The organism is Bordetella flabilis (assembly GCF_001676725.1).
Lineage (GTDB): Bacteria > Pseudomonadota > Gammaproteobacteria > Burkholderiales > Burkholderiaceae_B > Bordetella_C > Bordetella_C flabilis.
The window spans coordinates 1,354,118-1,372,692 of sequence record NZ_CP016172.1; the positions used below are offsets into that span (position 1 = coordinate 1,354,118).

At 61.2% G+C, this 18,575-nt stretch carries 10 protein-coding genes, 2 tRNA genes, 3 rRNA genes and 1 other RNA gene; 12 read left to right on the top strand and 4 right to left on the bottom strand.

The genetic code is table 11. The features are described from left to right. Positions 1-19: 19 nt before the first annotated feature. On the bottom strand, positions 20-1,147 hold the full coding sequence (gene hppD / locus BAU07_RS05865) for a 4-hydroxyphenylpyruvate dioxygenase (RefSeq protein ID WP_066654937.1): 1,128 nt from the start codon (positions 1,145-1,147) through the stop codon (positions 20-22). 133 nt (positions 1,148-1,280) lie between these two features. Here hppD and BAU07_RS05870 point away from each other — a divergent pair, with 133 nt between their 5' ends. The 7 genes from BAU07_RS05870 (at position 1,281) to BAU07_RS05900 (ending at position 9,079) form a co-directional block, all read left to right on the top strand. Next, complete coding sequence (locus BAU07_RS05870) at positions 1,281-1,757, top strand: Lrp/AsnC family transcriptional regulator (RefSeq protein ID WP_066654938.1); 477 nt, start codon at positions 1,281-1,283, stop codon at positions 1,755-1,757. Between the two features lie 713 nt (positions 1,758-2,470). Beyond that, a 16S ribosomal RNA gene (locus tag BAU07_RS05875) occupies positions 2,471-4,001 on the top strand. A 142-nt stretch (positions 4,002-4,143) separates the two neighbouring features. Further along, a tRNA-Ile gene (locus BAU07_RS05880) sits at positions 4,144-4,220 on the top strand. A gap of 45 nt (positions 4,221-4,265) precedes the next feature. Continuing rightward, positions 4,266-4,341: transfer RNA gene (locus BAU07_RS05885), tRNA-Ala, on the top strand. A 369-nt stretch (positions 4,342-4,710) separates the two neighbouring features. Further along, positions 4,711-7,593: ribosomal RNA gene (locus BAU07_RS05890) — 23S ribosomal RNA — on the top strand. 301 nt (positions 7,594-7,894) lie between these two features. Further along, a 5S ribosomal RNA gene (gene rrf / locus BAU07_RS05895) occupies positions 7,895-8,007 on the top strand. The 16S, 23S and 5S rRNA genes sit together here with 2 tRNA genes alongside, the layout of an rRNA operon. Positions 8,008-8,713: 706 nt before the next feature. Further along, complete coding sequence (locus BAU07_RS05900; protein WP_066654939.1) at positions 8,714-9,079, top strand: DUF4870 family protein; 366 nt, start codon at positions 8,714-8,716, stop codon at positions 9,077-9,079. Positions 9,080-9,391: 312 nt separating this feature from the next. On the opposite strand, the gene BAU07_RS05905 is transcribed toward BAU07_RS05900, so the two are convergent. After that, complete coding sequence (locus BAU07_RS05905; protein WP_066654940.1) at positions 9,392-9,670, bottom strand: SWIB/MDM2 domain-containing protein; 279 nt, start codon at positions 9,668-9,670, stop codon at positions 9,392-9,394. A 146-nt stretch (positions 9,671-9,816) separates the two neighbouring features. Here BAU07_RS05905 and BAU07_RS05910 point away from each other — a divergent pair, with 146 nt between their 5' ends. Both BAU07_RS05910 and pyrC read left to right on the top strand, forming a co-directional pair. After that, the gene (locus BAU07_RS05910; protein ID WP_066654942.1) at positions 9,817-11,010 is read left to right on the top strand and encodes a M20 aminoacylase family protein; all 1,194 of its coding nucleotides are present in this window, start codon (positions 9,817-9,819) and stop codon (positions 11,008-11,010) included. Positions 11,011-11,050: 40 nt separating this feature from the next. Beyond that, on the top strand, positions 11,051-12,115 hold the full coding sequence (pyrC, locus tag BAU07_RS05915; RefSeq protein ID WP_066654945.1) for a dihydroorotase: 1,065 nt from the start codon (positions 11,051-11,053) through the stop codon (positions 12,113-12,115). 105 nt (positions 12,116-12,220) lie between these two features. Here the strand turns inward: pyrC and BAU07_RS05920 are convergent, their stop codons facing one another. Both BAU07_RS05920 and BAU07_RS05925 read right to left on the bottom strand, forming a co-directional pair. Continuing rightward, complete coding sequence (locus BAU07_RS05920; RefSeq protein WP_066654947.1) at positions 12,221-14,044, bottom strand: ATP-binding cassette domain-containing protein; 1,824 nt, start codon at positions 14,042-14,044, stop codon at positions 12,221-12,223. 86 nt (positions 14,045-14,130) lie between these two features. Further along, positions 14,131-15,459 carry a cytochrome-c peroxidase gene (locus BAU07_RS05925; RefSeq protein ID WP_084025397.1) on the bottom strand — a complete coding sequence of 443 codons (1,329 nt, stop codon included), beginning with the start codon at positions 15,457-15,459 and terminating at the stop codon, positions 14,131-14,133. 260 nt (positions 15,460-15,719) lie between these two features. Between BAU07_RS05925 and acpA the strand changes: the two genes are divergently transcribed. From acpA to mraZ, 3 genes are all read left to right on the top strand, one after another. After that, entirely contained in the window at positions 15,720-17,423 is a 1,704-nt protein-coding gene (gene acpA, locus BAU07_RS05930; RefSeq protein ID WP_066654948.1) for an acid phosphatase, read from the top strand. A gap of 71 nt (positions 17,424-17,494) precedes the next feature. Beyond that, an RNA gene (gene rnpB / locus BAU07_RS05935) (RNase P RNA component class A) lies at positions 17,495-17,906 on the top strand. 239 nt (positions 17,907-18,145) lie between these two features. Continuing rightward, a complete protein-coding gene (gene mraZ, locus BAU07_RS05940; RefSeq protein WP_066639927.1) occupies positions 18,146-18,574 on the top strand; it encodes a division/cell wall cluster transcriptional repressor MraZ in 429 nt (142 codons plus the stop codon). The last annotated feature ends 1 nt before the right edge of the window (position 18,575 follow it).

The window sequence follows — 18,575 nt, forward strand, 5'->3', positions numbered from 1 at the left end:
AAGAGGCCCGGCCCGTGTTCTATGACTTCACCGCGCCTTCCGCAGGCTTGAGCACGCCGCGGCGCATCTGGTCCAGCTCGATGGATTCGAACAGTGCCTTGAAGTTGCCTTCGCCGAAACCATCGTTGCCCTTGCGCTGGATGATCTCGAAGAAGATGGGGCCGATCTGATTTTCCGTGAAGATCTGCAGCAGCAGGCCGCCGCCAGGGGCGCCGTCCAGCAGGATACGGTTCTTCGACAGGCGGTGTGCGTCTTCGCCGTGGCCCGGGATGCGACGGTCAAGCAATTCATAATACGTGTCGGGCGTATCCAGGAAACGTACCCCGTTGGCGCGCAACGCTTCCACGGTCGCATGGATGTCATCCGTGCCAAGGGCGATATGCTGGATGCCTTCGCCATGGTAAAGGTCCAGATACTCCTGGATCTGGCCTTTTTCTTCGGTCCCTTCCTCGTTGATGGGAATGCGGATGTTGCCGCATGGCGAGGTCATCGCCTTGGACTTCACGCCTGTCACCTTGCCTTCGATGTCGAAGTAGCGGATTTCGCGGAAGTTGAAGAACCGCGTGTAGAAATCCGCCCATTCGGCCATGCGACCCTTGTACACGTTATGCGTAAGGTGATCGACCATGGTCAGGCCGGCGCCGGCGTGGGTCATGTCGGTCTGGGCGGTCAGGGGATCGATGGGCTCGAAGTCGACGTCGTAAATGCTGATGTCGCCAATGCCGCCGTGTCCCGCCTTGCCGCGCCAGCGGTCAACCAGGTAGATCAGGGAATCACCGATGCCCTTGATGGCCGGGATGTTCAGCTCCATCGGCCCGCTATGGGAATCGAAGCCCCATGCCCCCAGTTCGAGGGCGCGCCGATACGCCGTGGCCGCATCCTGGACGCGGAAGGCGATGGCGCAGATCGAGGGCCCGTGCAGGCGGGCGAAGCGCTGCGCGAATGAGTCGGGCTCGGCGTTCACCAGGAAGTTGATGCCGCCCTGGCGGTAGAGGATGACATCCTTGTGGCGGTGTCGCGCGATGGCCTTGAATCCCAACAGTTCGAATACCCGGCGCAGCGCGGCGGGATCAGGCGCCGCGTACTCGATGAATTCGAAGCCTGCGGTGCCCATGGGGTTGTCCCAGGGCTCAAATGCTGCAGTCATGGCGTTGTCCTTTCTTGTAGGCCGATTACCCGCAAATTGTAGGAAAGAAGGGCGGGCAGCTAATTGCAAAAATGGCCGCGGAGCTACGCTAAGGGGCAATAAAATGCCTCGAATGAATAAACACGGGTGAAATATGCCAAAGGAAGCGTTAGATCGGACCGATCGGAGAATCCTGGCGGAGTTGCAGCGTGATGGGCGCTTGACCAACCAGGAGTTGGCCGATCGCGTCTCGCTGTCGCCCAGCCCCTGCCTGCGCCGTGTCCGCCGCCTGGAGGACGAAGGCTACATCCGCCGCTATGTGGCCTTGGTCGACGCCGACAAGGTGGGCTTCGGGCTGGTCGCCTATGTCACTATTCGCCTCAACAAGCACAGTGGCTCCAGCCATGCACCCATGTCCGACTTCGCGCGTGACGTGCAGGCTTGGCCGGAGGTGGTTGCCTGTTACGCGATGACGGGCGACATGGACTACCTGCTTCGCATCCAGGTTCAGGATCTGGCCCATTTCTCTCGCTTCGCCATGGACACGTTGATGCAGCACGCCTCCGTGATCGACATGCGATCAAGTTTTGCCCTGCAGAAAATCAAGGAAACGACGGAGCTCGCGCTCTAGTGGCCTCGGTCGGCGGCTCTTCAAGTCCGCGGCCCAAAGTGCTAATATTCAAGGTCCAGTCGCATTATTGAACCAGGTTGATGCAAGTAAGCCAGGGTGCTGCGATTCGGCAGGGCGGCGCCCGGATGGTCGGGGGCTCTATAGAACGTGTGTAGAGCGGCGGACCAATAAAGGGCCGCATGCCTCAGCCGGCTGGATGGTTGTGATGGACAGGGGCGTCGCCGCAGGGCGCGCGGTCGAGTCAAAGCGGGTGTCAAAGCCCGAGGTTGGTGCGGCGGCAAGCACGAAGTGCCAAGCGAAAGCAGCGGACTTCGACCGGTTTGACAGCCCTAAAAAAAGCCTTCATAATCTCGTTTCTCTGCTGCTGACACAGCAAAAACGCAAACCGAAAGGTGAGCCGGGGGTGAAACCCCAGGGGTTAACTCCCTAAGGCGCTGCGGCGGTGTCGGGATAACGGCGGAATTGCTCTTTAAAAACGAAACAACCGATAAGTGTGGGCGCTTGATGTTCGAAGGCGTACCTGCCGGTTCTGCGTGGATGTGCAAACGTCCGTGCGGGATGGTGGGGCTTACGAAATCAAGTGCTCATTGAAGTAAGTAGGAAATCAGGCGGAGCGATCTGCCTGGGTTCTCACTTCCTTTGAGAAAGCGCAAAGCGAAAGACGAAGCTTTCAGGTCCAGCGATGGGTCTGGAGTTTCGTACGAACAGAGATTGAACTGAAGAGTTTGATCCTGGCTCAGATTGAACGCTGGCGGGATGCCTTACACATGCAAGTCGAACGGCAGCGCGGACTTCGGTCTGGCGGCGAGTGGCGAACGGGTGAGTAATGTATCGGAACGTGCCCAGTAGCGGGGGATAACTACGCGAAAGCGTAGCTAATACCGCATACGCCCTACGGGGGAAAGCGGGGGATCTTCGGACCTCGCACTATTGGAGCGGCCGATATCGGATTAGCTAGTTGGTGGGGTAACGGCTCACCAAGGCGACGATCCGTAGCTGGTTTGAGAGGACGACCAGCCACACTGGGACTGAGACACGGCCCAGACTCCTACGGGAGGCAGCAGTGGGGAATTTTGGACAATGGGGGCAACCCTGATCCAGCCATCCCGCGTGTGCGATGAAGGCCTTCGGGTTGTAAAGCACTTTTGGCAGGAAAGAAACGGCGCTGGTTAATACCTGGCGCAACTGACGGTACCTGCAGAATAAGCACCGGCTAACTACGTGCCAGCAGCCGCGGTAATACGTAGGGTGCAAGCGTTAATCGGAATTACTGGGCGTAAAGCGTGCGCAGGCGGTTCGGAAAGAAAGATGTGAAATCCCAGGGCTTAACCTTGGAACTGCATTTTTAACTACCGGGCTAGAGTGTGTCAGAGGGGGGTGGAATTCCACGTGTAGCAGTGAAATGCGTAGATATGTGGAGGAACACCGATGGCGAAGGCAGCCCCCTGGGATAACACTGACGCTCATGCACGAAAGCGTGGGGAGCAAACAGGATTAGATACCCTGGTAGTCCACGCCCTAAACGATGTCAACTAGCTGTTGGGGCCTTCGGGCCTTGGTAGCGCAGCTAACGCGTGAAGTTGACCGCCTGGGGAGTACGGTCGCAAGATTAAAACTCAAAGGAATTGACGGGGACCCGCACAAGCGGTGGATGATGTGGATTAATTCGATGCAACGCGAAAAACCTTACCTACCCTTGACATGTCTGGAATCCCGAAGAGATTTGGGAGTGCTCGCAAGAGAACCGGAACACAGGTGCTGCATGGCTGTCGTCAGCTCGTGTCGTGAGATGTTGGGTTAAGTCCCGCAACGAGCGCAACCCTTGTCATTAGTTGCTACGAAAGGGCACTCTAATGAGACTGCCGGTGACAAACCGGAGGAAGGTGGGGATGACGTCAAGTCCTCATGGCCCTTATGGGTAGGGCTTCACACGTCATACAATGGTCGGGACAGAGGGTCGCCAACCCGCGAGGGGGAGCCAATCCCAGAAACCCGATCGTAGTCCGGATCGCAGTCTGCAACTCGACTGCGTGAAGTCGGAATCGCTAGTAATCGCGGATCAGCATGTCGCGGTGAATACGTTCCCGGGTCTTGTACACACCGCCCGTCACACCATGGGAGTGGGTTTTACCAGAAGTAGTTAGCCTAACCGCAAGGAGGGCGATTACCACGGTAGGATTCATGACTGGGGTGAAGTCGTAACAAGGTAGCCGTATCGGAAGGTGCGGCTGGATCACCTCCTTTCAGAGCGAGCGCCCGCGGGCGTCAAGCGGCCACACTTATCGGTTGTTGTCAGGCTGGATCGGTGACGCTGGTGCGAGGGTCCTGGGGGCGGCAAGCCTGTGGGACGCGAGGCCACTGTTCACGCGCGGATCCGATGCGAATTGGGTCTGTAGCTCAGTCGGTTAGAGCACCGTCTTGATAAGGCGGGGGTCGTTGGTTCGAATCCAACCAGACCCACCACGAGATTGAGGCGCGCGCGCTTAGGGGCGGGTGTCTTGGTTTGCCGGGGGTGTAGCTCAGCTGGGAGAGCGCCTGCTTTGCAAGCAGGATGTCATCGGTTCGATCCCGTTCACCTCCACCATTTCCTTTAGGCGTCTGCAGGCAGGTACTGCGGGGGCGGGCAAGCGGGGATGGGGGCGCGCACAGAGGGATCCGCGTTTGAGAGTTCAACGGTCAGTGTCATGCAGGGGCGGTAGCGTCCTGGCGTGGATTGAGCGTTGGGTTTTTGACTCGACAGCAGTATTCGTTCTTTAACAATCTGGAAGAAGCACAACGAGAAGTATTGGCAGCATGCTGATATCGGCGACGATATGGGTATGTTGTGGATACGGGTTGTGATTGCATGATTAGTTCAAACTCAAGTGATTGAGGATTGGACGGCACAAACACGCAAGTATCATGTCAGAGCAAGACGGTTGCTTGGAAGGTTTTATAGCCATTAGCGTTATAGGATCAAGCGACTAAGTGCATATGGTGGATGCCTTGGCGATCACAGGCGATGAAGGACGTTGTAGCCTGCGAAAAGCTGCGGGGAGCTGGCAAACAAGCATTGATCCGCAGATATCCGAATGGGGAAACCCACCGCCGCAAGGCGGTATCCTGGTCTGAATACATAGGTCCAGGAGGCGAACCGGGTGAACTGAAACATCTCAGTAACTCGAGGAACAGAAATCAACCGAGATTCCGAAAGTAGTGGCGAGCGAAATCGGAACAGCCTTTACGATTTAGCGCATTGCATAGTCGAACGGAATGGAAAGTCCGGCCGTAGCAGGTGATAGCCCTGTAGACGAAATGCATTGCGTGGAACTAGGCGTAAGAGAAGTAGGGCGGGACACGTGAAATCCTGTCTGAAGATGGGGGGACCATCCTCCAAGGCTAAATACTCGTGATCGACCGATAGTGAACCAGTACCGTGAGGGAAAGGCGAAAAGAACCCCGGAAGGGGAGTGAAATAGATCCTGAAACCGTATGCATACAAACAGTCGGAGCCTCCTTGTGGGGTGACGGCGTACCTTTTGTATAATGGGTCAGCGACTTACATTCAGTGGCAAGCTTAACCGGATAGGGAAGGCGTAGCGAAAGCGAGTCCGAATAGGGCGATTCAGTCGCTGGGTGTAGACCCGAAACCAGATGATCTATCCATGGCCAGGTTGAAGGCACGGTAACACGTGCTGGAGGACCGAACCCACTAGTGTTGAAAAACTAGGGGATGAGCTGTGGATAGGGGTGAAAGGCTAAACAAATCTGGAAATAGCTGGTTCTCTCCGAAAACTATTTAGGTAGTGCCTCAAGTATGACTGCGGGGGGTAGAGCACTGTTATGGCTAGGGGGTCATGGCGACTTACCAAACCATGGCAAACTCCGAATACCCGCAAGTCCAGCTTGGGAGACAGAGCACCGGGTGCTAACGTCCGGACTCAAGAGGGAAACAACCCAGACCGCCAGCTAAGGTCCCAAATTACCGCTAAGTGGGAAACGAAGTGGGAAGGCTTAGACAGTCAGGAGGTTGGCTTAGAAGCAGCCATCCTTTAAAGAAAGCGTAATAGCTCACTGATCGAGTCGTCCTGCGCGGAAGATGTAACGGGGCTAAGCGGTAAACCGAAGCTGCGGGTGTGTAGGCAACTACACGCGGTAGGAGAGCGTTCTGTAAGCCTGTGAAGGTGACTCGTAAGGGTTGCTGGAGGTATCAGAAGTGCGAATGCTGACATGAGTAGCGATAAAGGGGGTGAAAAGCCCCCTCGCCGTAAGTCCAAGGTTTCCTGCGCAACGTTCATCGGCGCAGGGTGAGTCGGCCCCTAAGGCGAGGCAGAGATGCGTAGCTGATGGGAAGCTGGTTAATATTCCAGCACCGTCGTACAGTGCGATGGGGGGACGGATCGCGGAAGATCATCAGGGTGTTGGAAGTCCCTGTTGCTGCATTGAAGAGGGCGCTTAGGCAAATCCGGGCGCGTGACTCAAGGGTGTGGCACGAGCGAGCATGGCTTGCGAAGTGATTGGAAGTGGTTCCAAGAAAAGCCTCTAAGCTTCAGCTGTACGAGACCGTACCGCAAACCGACACAGGTGGACGGGATGAATATTCCAAGGCGCTTGAGAGAACTCGGGAGAAGGAACTCGGCAAATTGATACCGTAACTTCGGGAGAAGGTATGCCCCGGTAGTGTGAGGCGCCTGCGCGCTGAGCATGATGGGGTCGCAGATAATCGGTGGCTGCGACTGTTTATTAAAAACACAGCACTCTGCAAAGACGAAAGTCGACGTATAGGGTGTGACGCCTGCCCGGTGCCGGAAGGTTAAGTGATGGGGTGCAAGCTCTTGATCGAAGCCCCGGTAAACGGCGGCCGTAACTATAACGGTCCTAAGGTAGCGAAATTCCTTGTCGGGTAAGTTCCGACCTGCACGAATGGCGTAACGATGGCCACACTGTCTCCTCCCGAGACTCAGCGAAGTTGAAGTGTTTGTGATGATGCAATCTACCCGCGGCTAGACGGAAAGACCCCATGAACCTTTACTGTAGCTTTGCATTGGACTGTGAACCGGCCTGTGTAGGATAGGTGGGAGGCGCGGAAACCGAGTCGCCAGATTCGGTGGAGCCAACCTTGAAATACCACCCTGGTCTGTTTGCGGTTCTAACCTTGGCCCGTTATCCGGGTTGGGGACAGTGCATGGTGGGCAGTTTGACTGGGGCGGTCTCCTCCCAAAGCGTAACGGAGGAGTTCGAAGGTACGCTAGGTACGGTCGGAAATCGTGCTGATAGTGCAATGGCATAAGCGTGCTTGACTGTGAGACTGACAAGTCGAACAGGTGCGAAAGCAGGACATAGTGATCCGGTGGTTCTGAATGGAAGGGCCATCGCTCAACGGATAAAAGGTACTCTGGGGATAACAGGCTGATACCGCCCAAGAGTTCATATCGACGGCGGTGTTTGGCACCTCGATGTCGGCTCATCTCATCCTGGGGCTGTAGCCGGTCCCAAGGGTATGGCTGTTCGCCATTTAAAGAGGTACGTGAGCTGGGTTTAAAACGTCGTGAGACAGTTTGGTCCCTATCTGCCGTGGGCGTTGGATACTTGACGGAGCCTGCTCCTAGTACGAGAGGACCGGAGTGGACGTACCTCTGGTGTACCGGTTGTCATGCCAATGGCATTGCCGGGTAGCTATGTACGGAAGAGATAACCGCTGAAGGCATCTAAGCGGGAAACTCGTCTGAAGATAAGGTATCCCGGGGCCTCGAGCCCCCTGAAGGGTCGTTCAAGACCAGGACGTTGATAGGTCGGGTGTGGAAGCGCAGTAATGCGTTAAGCTAACCGATACTAATTGCCCGTGCGGCTTGATCCTATAACCCTGATGGTTGCAACCCATCCAAAGCAAAGCGGCTTGTCCTGACAGCCTCTGATGCTTGCCAACTGTGCCACATAACGCGCAGTCCCAACCCCGAATCCCTCGTGTTGCACCGGCCCGCCCCCGAAGGGGAGCCTGCCTTGCAACACCGCCCATACTCCTCGCTTCGATACGCGCGTGCCGCGCACCGCCGCCCCTTACGGGCAGGCGCTGCCGGCCCGCCGCCTCGGACGTGCTTTGACCAGATTGGCGCATCGCGCCAGGCCTAGCGCCTGGCGCGGCCGCGCAACCCTTTACGCCTGACGACCATAGCAAGGTGGTACCACTCCTTCCCATCCCGAACAGGACAGTGAAACGCCTTCGCGCCGATGATAGTGGACGGACGTCTGTGAAAGTAGGTCATCGTCAGGCTCTTATCCCCAAAACCCCGCCGTGCTAAACGGCGGGGTTTTGCTTTTGCGGGCCGAAAAATGCGGCCGCCCCCATGCTGGCCCTTGAATACGGCGTTCCGCACCGTAGCGGCGCGCCGCAATGTGGCCGCCTAAGACCCATAATGAGTGCCGCACCTGGTACGGCAGCCGATTGCCGCAGTAAGTACGGTGACTCGACGCAGCATCTGCATGCATCGCCCGAGGCCGCAACCGATACAGCGCGCAATGCAGTGGCGCAACGCAATGGGCAATGCCGCGCTGAAATGCAGCCACTCCCTGTGTCGCCTGAGGCCCGCCGTGAGCCGCGGACCCCGTTCCATAACGCATGTACCGCGGCGAGACTTAATCATGCAAGTCGTCGTCCAAAGTGCCACTTCGCTTGCCGCTGCGGTGATCGAGCGCCTCGGCCAAAGTTGCGCGTACCCCACGCACTCGCGAACGTGACTACGAGACAACCGCAGCCCCTGCTCGCCGGGGGTTCCACACCCCTTGGCCCCGGCGTCGCGACAACTACGACGTCTGGCCTTCGCGTCGCCACGCTCCCGCCTTCACAGAGCGACTGGCGGGAACCTCAGTGAGGAGTCGTCCGCAAATAACAACGTTCCGCTGCATCGCCATGCTCCCGGTCCGATACGCCGGATGTTGTGCGGTAACATTGACCGCATCGATTAGAAGGAGCGGTTATCGTGAGTGATCCCCAGATCCCTGTTTCCAGCAATGGCCCCGACCTGCGTACGCTGACGCATGTTGCTTATGGCCTCTACGCGCTGGGCTTTCTGACCGGCGGCTTCCTGGGCATTGCAACGTTGGCCGCTGTGGTCCTGGTCTACGTCAAACGCGCGGACGCTGCTGGCACTTTCTACGCCGGGCATTTCGACTGGTTGCTACGCACCTTCTGGTGGGCGTTGTTGTGGCTTGCCATCAGCGCCATCGCCACGCTGATTTTCATCGGCTGGATCGGTGTCGCGGCTACCGTCATCTGGGTGCTCTATCGGCTCATCAAGGGTTGGCTGGCCTTGCTCGAAGCCCGGTCGCCAACGACTTACGCTTGATCGCATAAGCGAAGAGGCAGGCCGTGGTGCTGCACGGCTCATATGCCGCCTGGTGCGAGACCAGAGCCGGCGCCAATCCGCACAAGTGGGGTGCGCGGGTCGGTATAGAAGGGTGCGCAGAAATGGAGACGGCTGGCATATGCCAGCCGTTTCTTTATCCGGTGCGGTGAGTCCGCATGTCAGCCGCGCGAAGGACGCATGGCACGGCGCCTGCTGATGCAGAGATCGCCGTCAGGACTTCTTGCCTGGGCCGGTGTAGGGATGGCCCGGTCCGCGAGCCTGATCGCGTGCCTTCGAGGCGATGAGAACCGCTTACTTCAGATGCGCATTGACCAACTTGGTCAGTTCGAACATCGAAACCTGTTCCTTGCCAAACAGCGGCCGCAGCTTGTCATCCGCGTTGATATTGCGCTTATTGTTGGCATCTTGCAGGTTATGTTTTTTGATGTATTCCCAGATCTTCTTGGTGACCTCGGTGCGCGGCACCGCCTCGGGACCGATGACCGCAGCCAGATCCGCGCTCGGAGTGAGAGGCTTCATGAAGGCGGCATTCGGCTTACGGGCAGTCGCGGTTTTGGAGGGTGTGGCCATAATGCGGCTCTCCTTCTCTGAGTGTTGGAAAATTGATCCTGCGGCCGGAGCATAACGTGTCTGCGCCCCAAAGACAAAGGCATTTATCGTCTGTAGCAACTAAAATGCTCCATCAATCTCAGCCACTTTGCAAACCGTGACGGGCCATGTATCCGCGTACAGCGCTTGAGTCGATCCGCTTATTCCACGATGAACTGACGGCGTTGCGGCGTGACCTGCACGCCCATCCCGAATTGGGTTTCGAGGAGGTGCGCACCGCCGGTATCGTGGCCGGCGCATTGCAGGCCCTGGACATCGAGGTGCATCGTGGCATCGGCAAGACAGGCGTCGTGGGGGTCATACGCGGGCGCGGAACAGACAGCGGCCGCATGATAGGTTTGCGCGCCGACATGGACGCCTTGCCCATGACGGAGGACAACACCTTCGCGCACAAGTCGACCAAGTCCGGACTGATGCATGGCTGTGGCCACGATGGCCACACTGCCGTGCTGCTGGGCGCTGCGCGCTATCTTGCGCAGACGCGCAACTTCGACGGCACGGCCGTGCTGATATTCCAGCCGGCCGAAGAAGGGCGGGGTGGCGCGAAGGCGATGATGGAAGATGGATTGTTCGACACCTTCCCATGCGATGCGATCTATGCCTTGCACAATTGGCCTGGCCTGCCGCCCGGCACGATAGGCATCAACCCCGGTCCCATGATGGCCGCCGCAGATCGCTTCGAGATCGTCATCAACGGCCGTGGCGGCCACGGCGCGCATCCGTACCAGACCATAGATCCGGTACTCACGGCCGGCCATTTGATCACGGCGCTCCAGAGCATCGTGGCGCGCAACGTCAACCCGCTGGACTCGGCGGTCGTGTCGATCGGTTCCATGCAGGCCGGTCATCCGGGGGGCATGAGCGTCATCCCCCGCGAAGCACGCCTGGTGGGCACCGTCCGCACATTTCGCAAGACCGTACAGGAGCTGGTGGAGAAGCGCATGACCGAACTGGCCACCTCGATCGCCGGTGCGTTCGGCGCGACGGCGGAGGTGAAGTACGAACGCATCTACCCCGCCACACTGAACACCCCGCAACATGCCAACCTGGTGGCGGACATAGCGACGGAAATGATCGGCAAGGAAAACGTCGTTCGCGATCTGGTGCCTTCGATGGGGTCGGAGGATTTTTCATTCATGCTGCAGGCGCGTCCCGGTGCATACTTCCGCCTGGGACAGGGCGGCGCCGAGTCCGGCTGCACGCTCCACAACAGTCATTTCGACTTCAACGATGCCGTCATTCCACTGGGGGCGGCGATGTTCTGCGCCTTGGCGGAACGCGGTATGCCGCTTTCGGAATAGCCGGCCGCATACCACCGGCCATTCACCTTCAGTACATCCCATGTCCACACAAACTTCCGATACCCTGGTCATCACACGGCCTGACGATTGGCATCTGCACTTGCGTGATGGCGAGGCACTTGCCGCGGTCGCGGCCGACACGGCCCGCCAGTTTGCGCGCGCCATCGTCATGCCCAACCTGCGGCCGCCCGTCACCACGACCGAGCAGGCGCTGGCGTACCGCGGGCGCATCGAGGCCGCCTTGGCGGCGGCCGGCGTTCCGGCAGGTGCCTTCTCGCCGCTGATGACGCTTTATCTCACCGACAATACGGCCGCCGACGAGATCAAGCGGGCCCACGAGTCGGGCGGGGTCCATGCGGTTAAGCTTTACCCCGCGGGCGCCACGACGAATTCGGATGCCGGGGTCACCGATCTCCTGGGAAAATGCCGGCCGGCGCTGGACGCGCTCGAGCGTTGCGGGATGCCGCTGCTCGTGCACGGTGAGGTGACCGATCCCTACGTCGACGTCTTCGATCGCGAAGCGATGTTCATCGAGCGCGTCATGCGGCCATTGCGCAAAGCCTATCCCGCCCTGAAAGTGGTGTTCGAGCACATCACGACGAAGGACGGAGCGGAGTATGTGCGTGATGCGGAGGGCCCGGTGGCAGCGACCATCACGCCGCAGCATCTTCTCTATAACCGCAATGCGCTGTTTCAAGGCGGCATGCGGCCGCACATGTATTGCCTGCCTATCCTCAAGCGCGAAGTGCACCGCCAGGCTCTGGTCGCCGCCGCCACCAGTGGCAGCCCGCGTTTCTTCCTCGGTACGGACAGCGCGCCGCACGCGCGCGGACTGAAGGAGCACGCGTGCGGCTGCGCGGGGTGCTATACCGCGCTGCATGCGATGTCGCTGTACGCCAAGGCTTTCGAAGAGGTGGGGGCGCTGGACAAGCTGGAGGGCTTTGCCAGCCATTACGGTCCGGATTTCTACGGCCTGCCGCGCAACCGCGATACGTTGACGCTGGTACGTCAGGAATATGTGATCCCCGAGGAAATCCCCTACGGTTCGACTACCCTGGTGCCGCTGGCCGCGGGCGAGTCATTGGCGTGGCGCGTGCGCACATGACGTCCGGCATCCCGCCGCGTGGCCATAGACGCCCCGAGGGGAGCTCCAGGCCAGCGAGCCAGGCCTGCCCGCCTATCGCCAGGACCGCGCCGGGGCGTAGGCGCCCTAGCCGCCTTCCTGGGCACGGCGGGCTTCCATCTGCTCCCAGCGGGCGAATTTCTCCTGAAGGGCGGCCTCCAGGGACGCCAGCTCAGCGTTGATCCGGGCGACTTCGTCGGGCGCCTCACGGTACAGGCTGCCGTCAGCCAGCCGCGCCGATAATTCGGCCTGCTGCGCTTCGATCGCCGCAATGGCATCCGGCAGGCTCTCGAGTTCGCGCAATTCCCAACTGCTCAGGCGGCTGGCTTTGGCAGGCTTGCTGCGCACGGGAGTCTGTGCGGGCTTGGCCGGAGCATCGACGTCGGGCCCCGGTTCGGGCAGGGCCGCCGATGCGGCAGGTCGCTGCGCCAGCCAGTCGTCATAGCCGCCCACATAGTCGTTCCAGATCCCGGGACCGTCATTCGCGATGGTTTGCGTGACCACGTTGTTCAGGAATTCGCGGTCGTGGCTGACCAATAACACCGTCCCGGAATACTCCTGGAGCAGCGATTCCAGCAATTCCAGGGTTTCGATATCCAGGTCGTTGGTGGGCTCATCCAGCACCAACACGTTGGCAGGACGCGCGAACAGGCGGGCAAGCAGCAGGCGGGCACGCTCGCCACCCGAAAGGCTGCTGACCGGGGAATTGGCCCTGGCGGGCGAGAACAGGAAGTCTCCCAGGTAGCTCATGACGTGTTTGCGAGTGCCGCCGATCTCCACCCATTCGCTGCCCGGGCTGATCACATCCGCCAGCGTGTCGGTGTCATTGAGCTGGGCGCGCATCTGGTCGAAGTAGGCCACGGCGACGTTCGTCCCCATGCGCACCGTGCCGGTGTCGGGTTCGAGCCGGCCCAGGATCAGGCTCAGCAGCGTGGTCTTGCCGGCGCCGTTGGGCCCGATGATCCCGATGCGATCGCCGCGCAGCAGCGTGGTGGAGTAATCGCGTACCACCACGCGTTCGCCAAAAGACTTGCTCACATGGTCGAGCTCCGCAACCAGCTTGCCGGAACGCTGCCCTTCCGCGATCGCCAGGTTGACATTGCCTTGCCGCTCGCGCCGTGCCGCGCGTTCCCGACGCAACTGTTCGAGGCGCCGCACGCGGCCCTCGTTGCGGGTGCGGCGCGCTTCCACGCCCTTGCGGATCCACACCTCTTCCTGCGCCAGCAGCTTGTCGAAGCGCGCCTGGTCCAGCCGCTCGGATTCCAGCCATTGGGCCTTGCGTTCCTGCCATTGCGAAAAATTGCCGGGGAAGCTCAGCAGCCGGCCGCGGTCCAGTTCGACGATGCGGGTGGCAATGTTGTCCAGGAAGCGCCGGTCGTGGGTGATGATTACCGCGCTACCCTTCCAGTCGGCCAGCAGCTTTTCCAGCCACGCGATGCCTTCGAAGTCCAGATGGTTGGTCGGTTCGTCCAGCAGGAGCAGGTCCGGCTGGTCCGCCAGCGCGCGAGCCAGCGCGACACGCTTGCGGGTGCCGCCGGACAGGCCGGCGACGCGCGCATCCGTGGGCAGGCGCAAGCGCTCCAGCAGGGACCGGACTCGTGCGGGCCGCTGCCAGTCTTCCGCGCCGTCATCCGGGCCGCATACCGCGTCGAAGACCGTCATGTCTTCGTCCAGCACCGGTTCCTGCTCCACCGTCGCAACCTTGAGTCCAGCGGCGCGGGAGATGTCCCCGTCGTCCGGTTCGCTGCGGCCGTCCAGCAGCCGCAGCATGGACGATTTGCCGGCTCCATTGCGTCCGATCAGGCCGATGCGCTCGCCGCCCTGGATGGAGAAGTCGGCGCCATCCAGCAAGGGATGATGTCCATAGGCAAGTTGAACGCGGGTGAAGGTAATGAGGGTGGCAGGGGCCATGAGGCGACGGTGCGGATCCGGGGAAAACGGTATTGTCGCAGGAAGCCCCGCCGGCTGCCGTCGCGGCCGGCATATGAGGCCCTTGCTCAGCGCTGGGCGTGCGCCGGCGCCGACGATGGATCGAAGTAGCCGTCGGTCAGCGTGCCAAGGAACGCCACGATATCGTCGATTTCCCGCGGGGACAGGGGCGGGACGCCGCCGGGCTTGCCGCCGAAGGGGGGATCCATATTGATGTTGCCGCGATACTGCGCGGGCACATCGTCGAATGATTCGACGCCGCCATCCTTGCCGCGCGGATACCAGCGCTCCGGCTCGACATCGCGCGTGGCGTAGAAATCGACGACCTGGCGCAGTGTGTGGAATACCCCGTTGTGGAAGAACGTTTGGCGCGTGGCGACGTTGCGCAGCGTGGGCGAACGGAACAGGCCGCAGTCTTCGGCATGTCCGGACAGGTCCTTGCGATAGGGGCCGCACAGCCCCAGGTCGAAATACTGCGGATCCGCGTTGGCGGGGATATCGGGGTTGCGTGGAACACCCAGCCCAATCAGCCCGTAGTCATTGAAGACGGGCAGGGTGCCTGGAACGCCGAAGCGGTGGCAGCTTGCGCAATTGCCCTTGTCCTCCGCCGAAAACAAGCGCAGGCCACGCGCTTCCTGCTCGCTGAAGCGCGCCCGTCCCTGCATGACTGCGTCGAACTTGCTGCTATAGGGAAAGAACAGCGCCGGCGTGTCCTGGTAGTAGGCCAGCGCCTGTACGATGGCGTCGAAGGCACGATCGACGTCGTCGAAGACCTGGCCGCCATACAGGCGCCGTACCGTGTCGGCATAAGGCGCCGCCCGCACACGTGCGACGACTGCTGCCGCATCGGCATTGCCCATCTCGCGGGGATCCAGCAGCGGAATGCGCGCCTGCGCGTCCGCGCGATTGACCCGGCCATCCCACGTCAGTCCGCCGGTGGGGCCGTTGTCGGTGCTGTTGTCGCCTTCTTCCTCGCTATCGACAAAGTGCTCGTCGAACGGCGGGACATCCTGCAGATACATCAGGGACGGCACCGCGCGCACGCCGGCTTGCGTCATGTTCGCGCCGCCCGGTTGCACAGCCAGGTCGTTCGGCGGACCGAAGTGGTGGGCCGGGCTATGGCAACTTGCGCAGGCCTGACGGCCGGAGGCCGACAGGCGCGGGTCCATGAACAATGTCTGGCCGAGGGCGGCGAGCTCGGCCGCACGGCGGCGGGCATGGTCGCGGTCGTAGGAAGCCGGTGGCGCCGGGGCGTCTGCGGCGCCAGCCGGTCCGCTTGCCTGGCCGTTCTGAAGCGCCGGCACGGCGATGAGCAGGAACAACACCACCACGGCCGGCAGGCACCGGCGCGAAAGGCGAATACGGCTTGCATCGGCGGCGGGATCGGGAGGCGACATGGCGGGGGCGCTGCGACGGAATGGCGGCGAGCGTAGCGTCCGCATGTGTCAGCACCGGGACGCGGCGCTGACGGCGGGCTGAATAAAGCGTGCCTATATATAGACGAACTAGATATAGAGGATTGCGGAGTTCAGGTCGGTTTCAGCGAAGCTTCACGAAGTTCACATGCTTGTCCCCGACCATGGCGGCAGAGTCATTGCGGCGCGTGCTTGCGCGTCGGCAGCGTCCGTCCACAACCCACAAAAGGAAACCGCCGGTTATGAAGCACCCCAATCGATCGACGCGCGGCTTGCGCGCACTGCTCGCGCTGGCGATGCTGGCCGGATTGGCCGCATGCGGCGGCGATGGCACGCGGGAATCCGCGCCCGTGCACGCGGCGGCCGTCGATCGCGCCGTCGCGAACATTCAGACGGTCGTCGTGATCTACGCCGAGAACCGCAGCTTCGACAACCTGTACAGTGATTTCCCCGGCCAGGACGACCCCTTGGACAAGGCGTCGTTCGCGCCGCAGGTGGACCGTGATGGCAAGACCGTATTGGCAGCGCTGCCGCCCGTATGGAGCGGCCTGACGGTGGCGCGCGCGCAGTTCGCTCCCAACGTGCCCGTCATCACGCGCTCCATGACCGAAGGGATGCCCAATGCACCTTTCTCGATCAACCAGACCTACCCCGGCGTCGACCTGAAGGCCGTCAACGCCGACCTGTGGCACAACTTCTACCAGAACCAGATGCAGATCAATGGCGGCCGCAACGATATGTTCGCCGCCTGGGCGGACAACGCGGGCGGCCTGGTCATGGGCCGCTTCACCGGAAACGCCAAGGTGCTGCCTTTGTGGCAGGTGGCCAGGCGGTACACCATGGCCGACCATTTCTTCATGGGCGCCTTCGGAGGCTCATTCCTGAACCACCAGTATCTGGTGGCCGCCGCGGCGCCGCGCGTCGCGATCACGGACATCAACAAGGCCAAGGTCGCGGTGCTCGCGGATGGCCCCCTCGGCTCTCATCTGGCGGTGAACCCGTCCGCGCCCGGCGCGCAGTCCGCCCTCCAGGGGCCGGCGACCGCCATTTTCGTCTCCAATGGCGCCACGCTCACGCCTGACGGGTTTGCGGTGAATACCATGCAGCCGCCTTACCAGCCCAGCGCCAACAAACCGCGGCCCAATGCCCAGGGCGTGGTCGCCGGACTGCTGGCCGATCCCGCCAACCCGACCACCGTGCCGCCGCAGACGCAGGCCACGATAGGGGACTACCTGAGCGCCAAGGGCGTGCAATGGGCCTGGTACGCCGGCGGTTGGGGGTTTCAGTCGGCGCGCGCCACCAATGCCGTCGGCTGGGCCGGCTCGGACTACGGGAATATCGGGATGCAGGACGCCGGCACGCCTTATGTGAACTTCCAGTTTCATCACCAGCCCTTCAACTATTACAAGCGCTACGATCCCACGACGCCGCAGGGGCAGGCCGAACGCGCGGCGCATCTGCGGGATGCCGGCCTGAATGGCGAAAAGTTCGTGCAGGACGTTCGCGCCGGCACGCTGCCGCCTGTGTCCTTCTACAAGCCGGTGGGCAATCTCAACGAGCACAACGGCTATGCCGACGTCCTGCGCGGCGACCAGCACATTGCCGAAGTCATGGCAGAACTGGAGAAAAGCCCGCAATGGCCGCACATGCTGGTGATCATCACCTATGACGAGAATGGCGGGATATGGGATCACGTGGCGCCTCCCAAAGGCGATCGCTTCGGTCCGGGGTCGCGCGTGCCGGCCATACTCGCCGGGCCGACGGTCCGCCGGCACTACGTGGACCATACCGTGATGGACACCACGTCGATACTGCGCTTCATCACGCGCCGCTGGGACCTGCCCGAGCTGCCCGGCCTGGCGACGCGGCGCCAGGCGCTCAAGGCCAATGCCGGCGTGGAGCAGGGCGACTTGAGTGAGGCGCTGGATCCGGCCGCGGCATCCTGAGGCGGCCCGCCGGTCCGCGCGAGGCAATCCCGCAGGAGGGCCGGAGGCGGGTAGGCTAAAATGGCGGCCGCAAGACGGATCGGGCAATCGCGGTGCGCTTGCGCATCGAGGAAGGTCCGGACTCCACAGGGCGCGGTAGCGGCTAACGGCCGTCCGGGCGTACGGCAGGGTTTCCTGTCGTGCGGCCGAGGAACAGGGCCACAGAGACGAGTCTGCGGAGCGGGCGCGGGCAACCGCGCACAGGCACGGCGACTTCCGTGCCGCGCGTCCCACACGGGACGCGGCGTCGCAGGGTGAAACGCGGCAACCTCTACCGGGAGCAACATCAAATAGGCATGCGCAGGGTCTTCGGACCCGGAAGGGCGGCTCGCCCGAGCATGCGGGTAGATGGCTAGATCCGGCCAGTAATGGCCGGGCCAGAGGAATGATTGCCCGCCGGGGCGACCCGGCGTACAGAATCCGGCCTATAGATCCGTCTTGCCCTCTCAATGCCGCGAGATTCCGTTACGCCTGAATCTCCATATTCGGCCACTCTCAGGTAGGACCTTTAGATCATTTTGCAACCCCCTGATTTCTCAGGGGGTTTTTCTTTATGGATTTTGCGAGTGACGTCTAAGTCCTTGTTGTGATTGAAAAAAATGTGTCCGGTTGCTTGACCGCGCCTTTCCCATCCCGTAGAGTGGGAAAAAGTAGGTTTTTGTGCAATTAAGTGGGAGGGATGGGTGTTCCAGGGAAGTAGCGCGCTCACGCTGGATGCTAAGGGTCGGATCTCCATTCCGACCCGGCATCGTGACGCCCTGGTCGCCCAGGCGGAAGGTCGGCTCACGCTGACCCGCCATCCCGATGGCTGTCTGCTGCTCTATCCGCGCCAGGAGTGGGAAAAGAAGCGCGAAGTCATCGCCGCGCTTCCCATGTCCGCCCGCGCCTTGCAGCGTTTGCTGCTGGGTAATGCCCAGGATGTGGAGCTGGACGGCTCGGGACGCATCCTTATCGCCCCCGAACTGCGCAATGCCGCTGGAATGACGCGCGAAGTGATGCTGCTTGGCATGGGCGCCCACTTCGAGCTATGGGATGCGGCTTCCCTGGCCCGCCGCGAGGCGGAAGATCTGGCCCAGGGGATGCCGGAAGTGCTGAATCAGTTTTCGTTCTGAA

Bases quoted from the DNA above. Each gene is read 5' to 3' on its own strand.
- BAU07_RS05870 (WP_066654938.1), top strand. From the start codon at position 1,281: ATGCCAAAGGAAGCGTTAGATCGGACCGATCGGAGAATCCTGGCGGAG.
- acpA (WP_066654948.1), top strand. From the start codon at position 15,720: ATGAAGCACCCCAATCGATCGACGCGCGGCTTGCGCGCACTGCTCGCG.
- BAU07_RS05920 (WP_066654947.1), bottom strand. From the start codon at position 14,044: ATGGCCCCTGCCACCCTCATTACCTTCACCCGCGTTCAACTTGCCTAT.
- BAU07_RS05910 (WP_066654942.1), top strand. From the start codon at position 9,817: ATGTATCCGCGTACAGCGCTTGAGTCGATCCGCTTATTCCACGATGAA.
- BAU07_RS05925 (WP_084025397.1), bottom strand. From the start codon at position 15,459: ATGTCGCCTCCCGATCCCGCCGCCGATGCAAGCCGTATTCGCCTTTCG.
- hppD (WP_066654937.1), bottom strand. From the start codon at position 1,147: ATGACTGCAGCATTTGAGCCCTGGGACAACCCCATGGGCACCGCAGGC.
- pyrC (WP_066654945.1), top strand. From the start codon at position 11,051: ATGTCCACACAAACTTCCGATACCCTGGTCATCACACGGCCTGACGAT.
- BAU07_RS05905 (WP_066654940.1), bottom strand. From the start codon at position 9,670: ATGGCCACACCCTCCAAAACCGCGACTGCCCGTAAGCCGAATGCCGCC.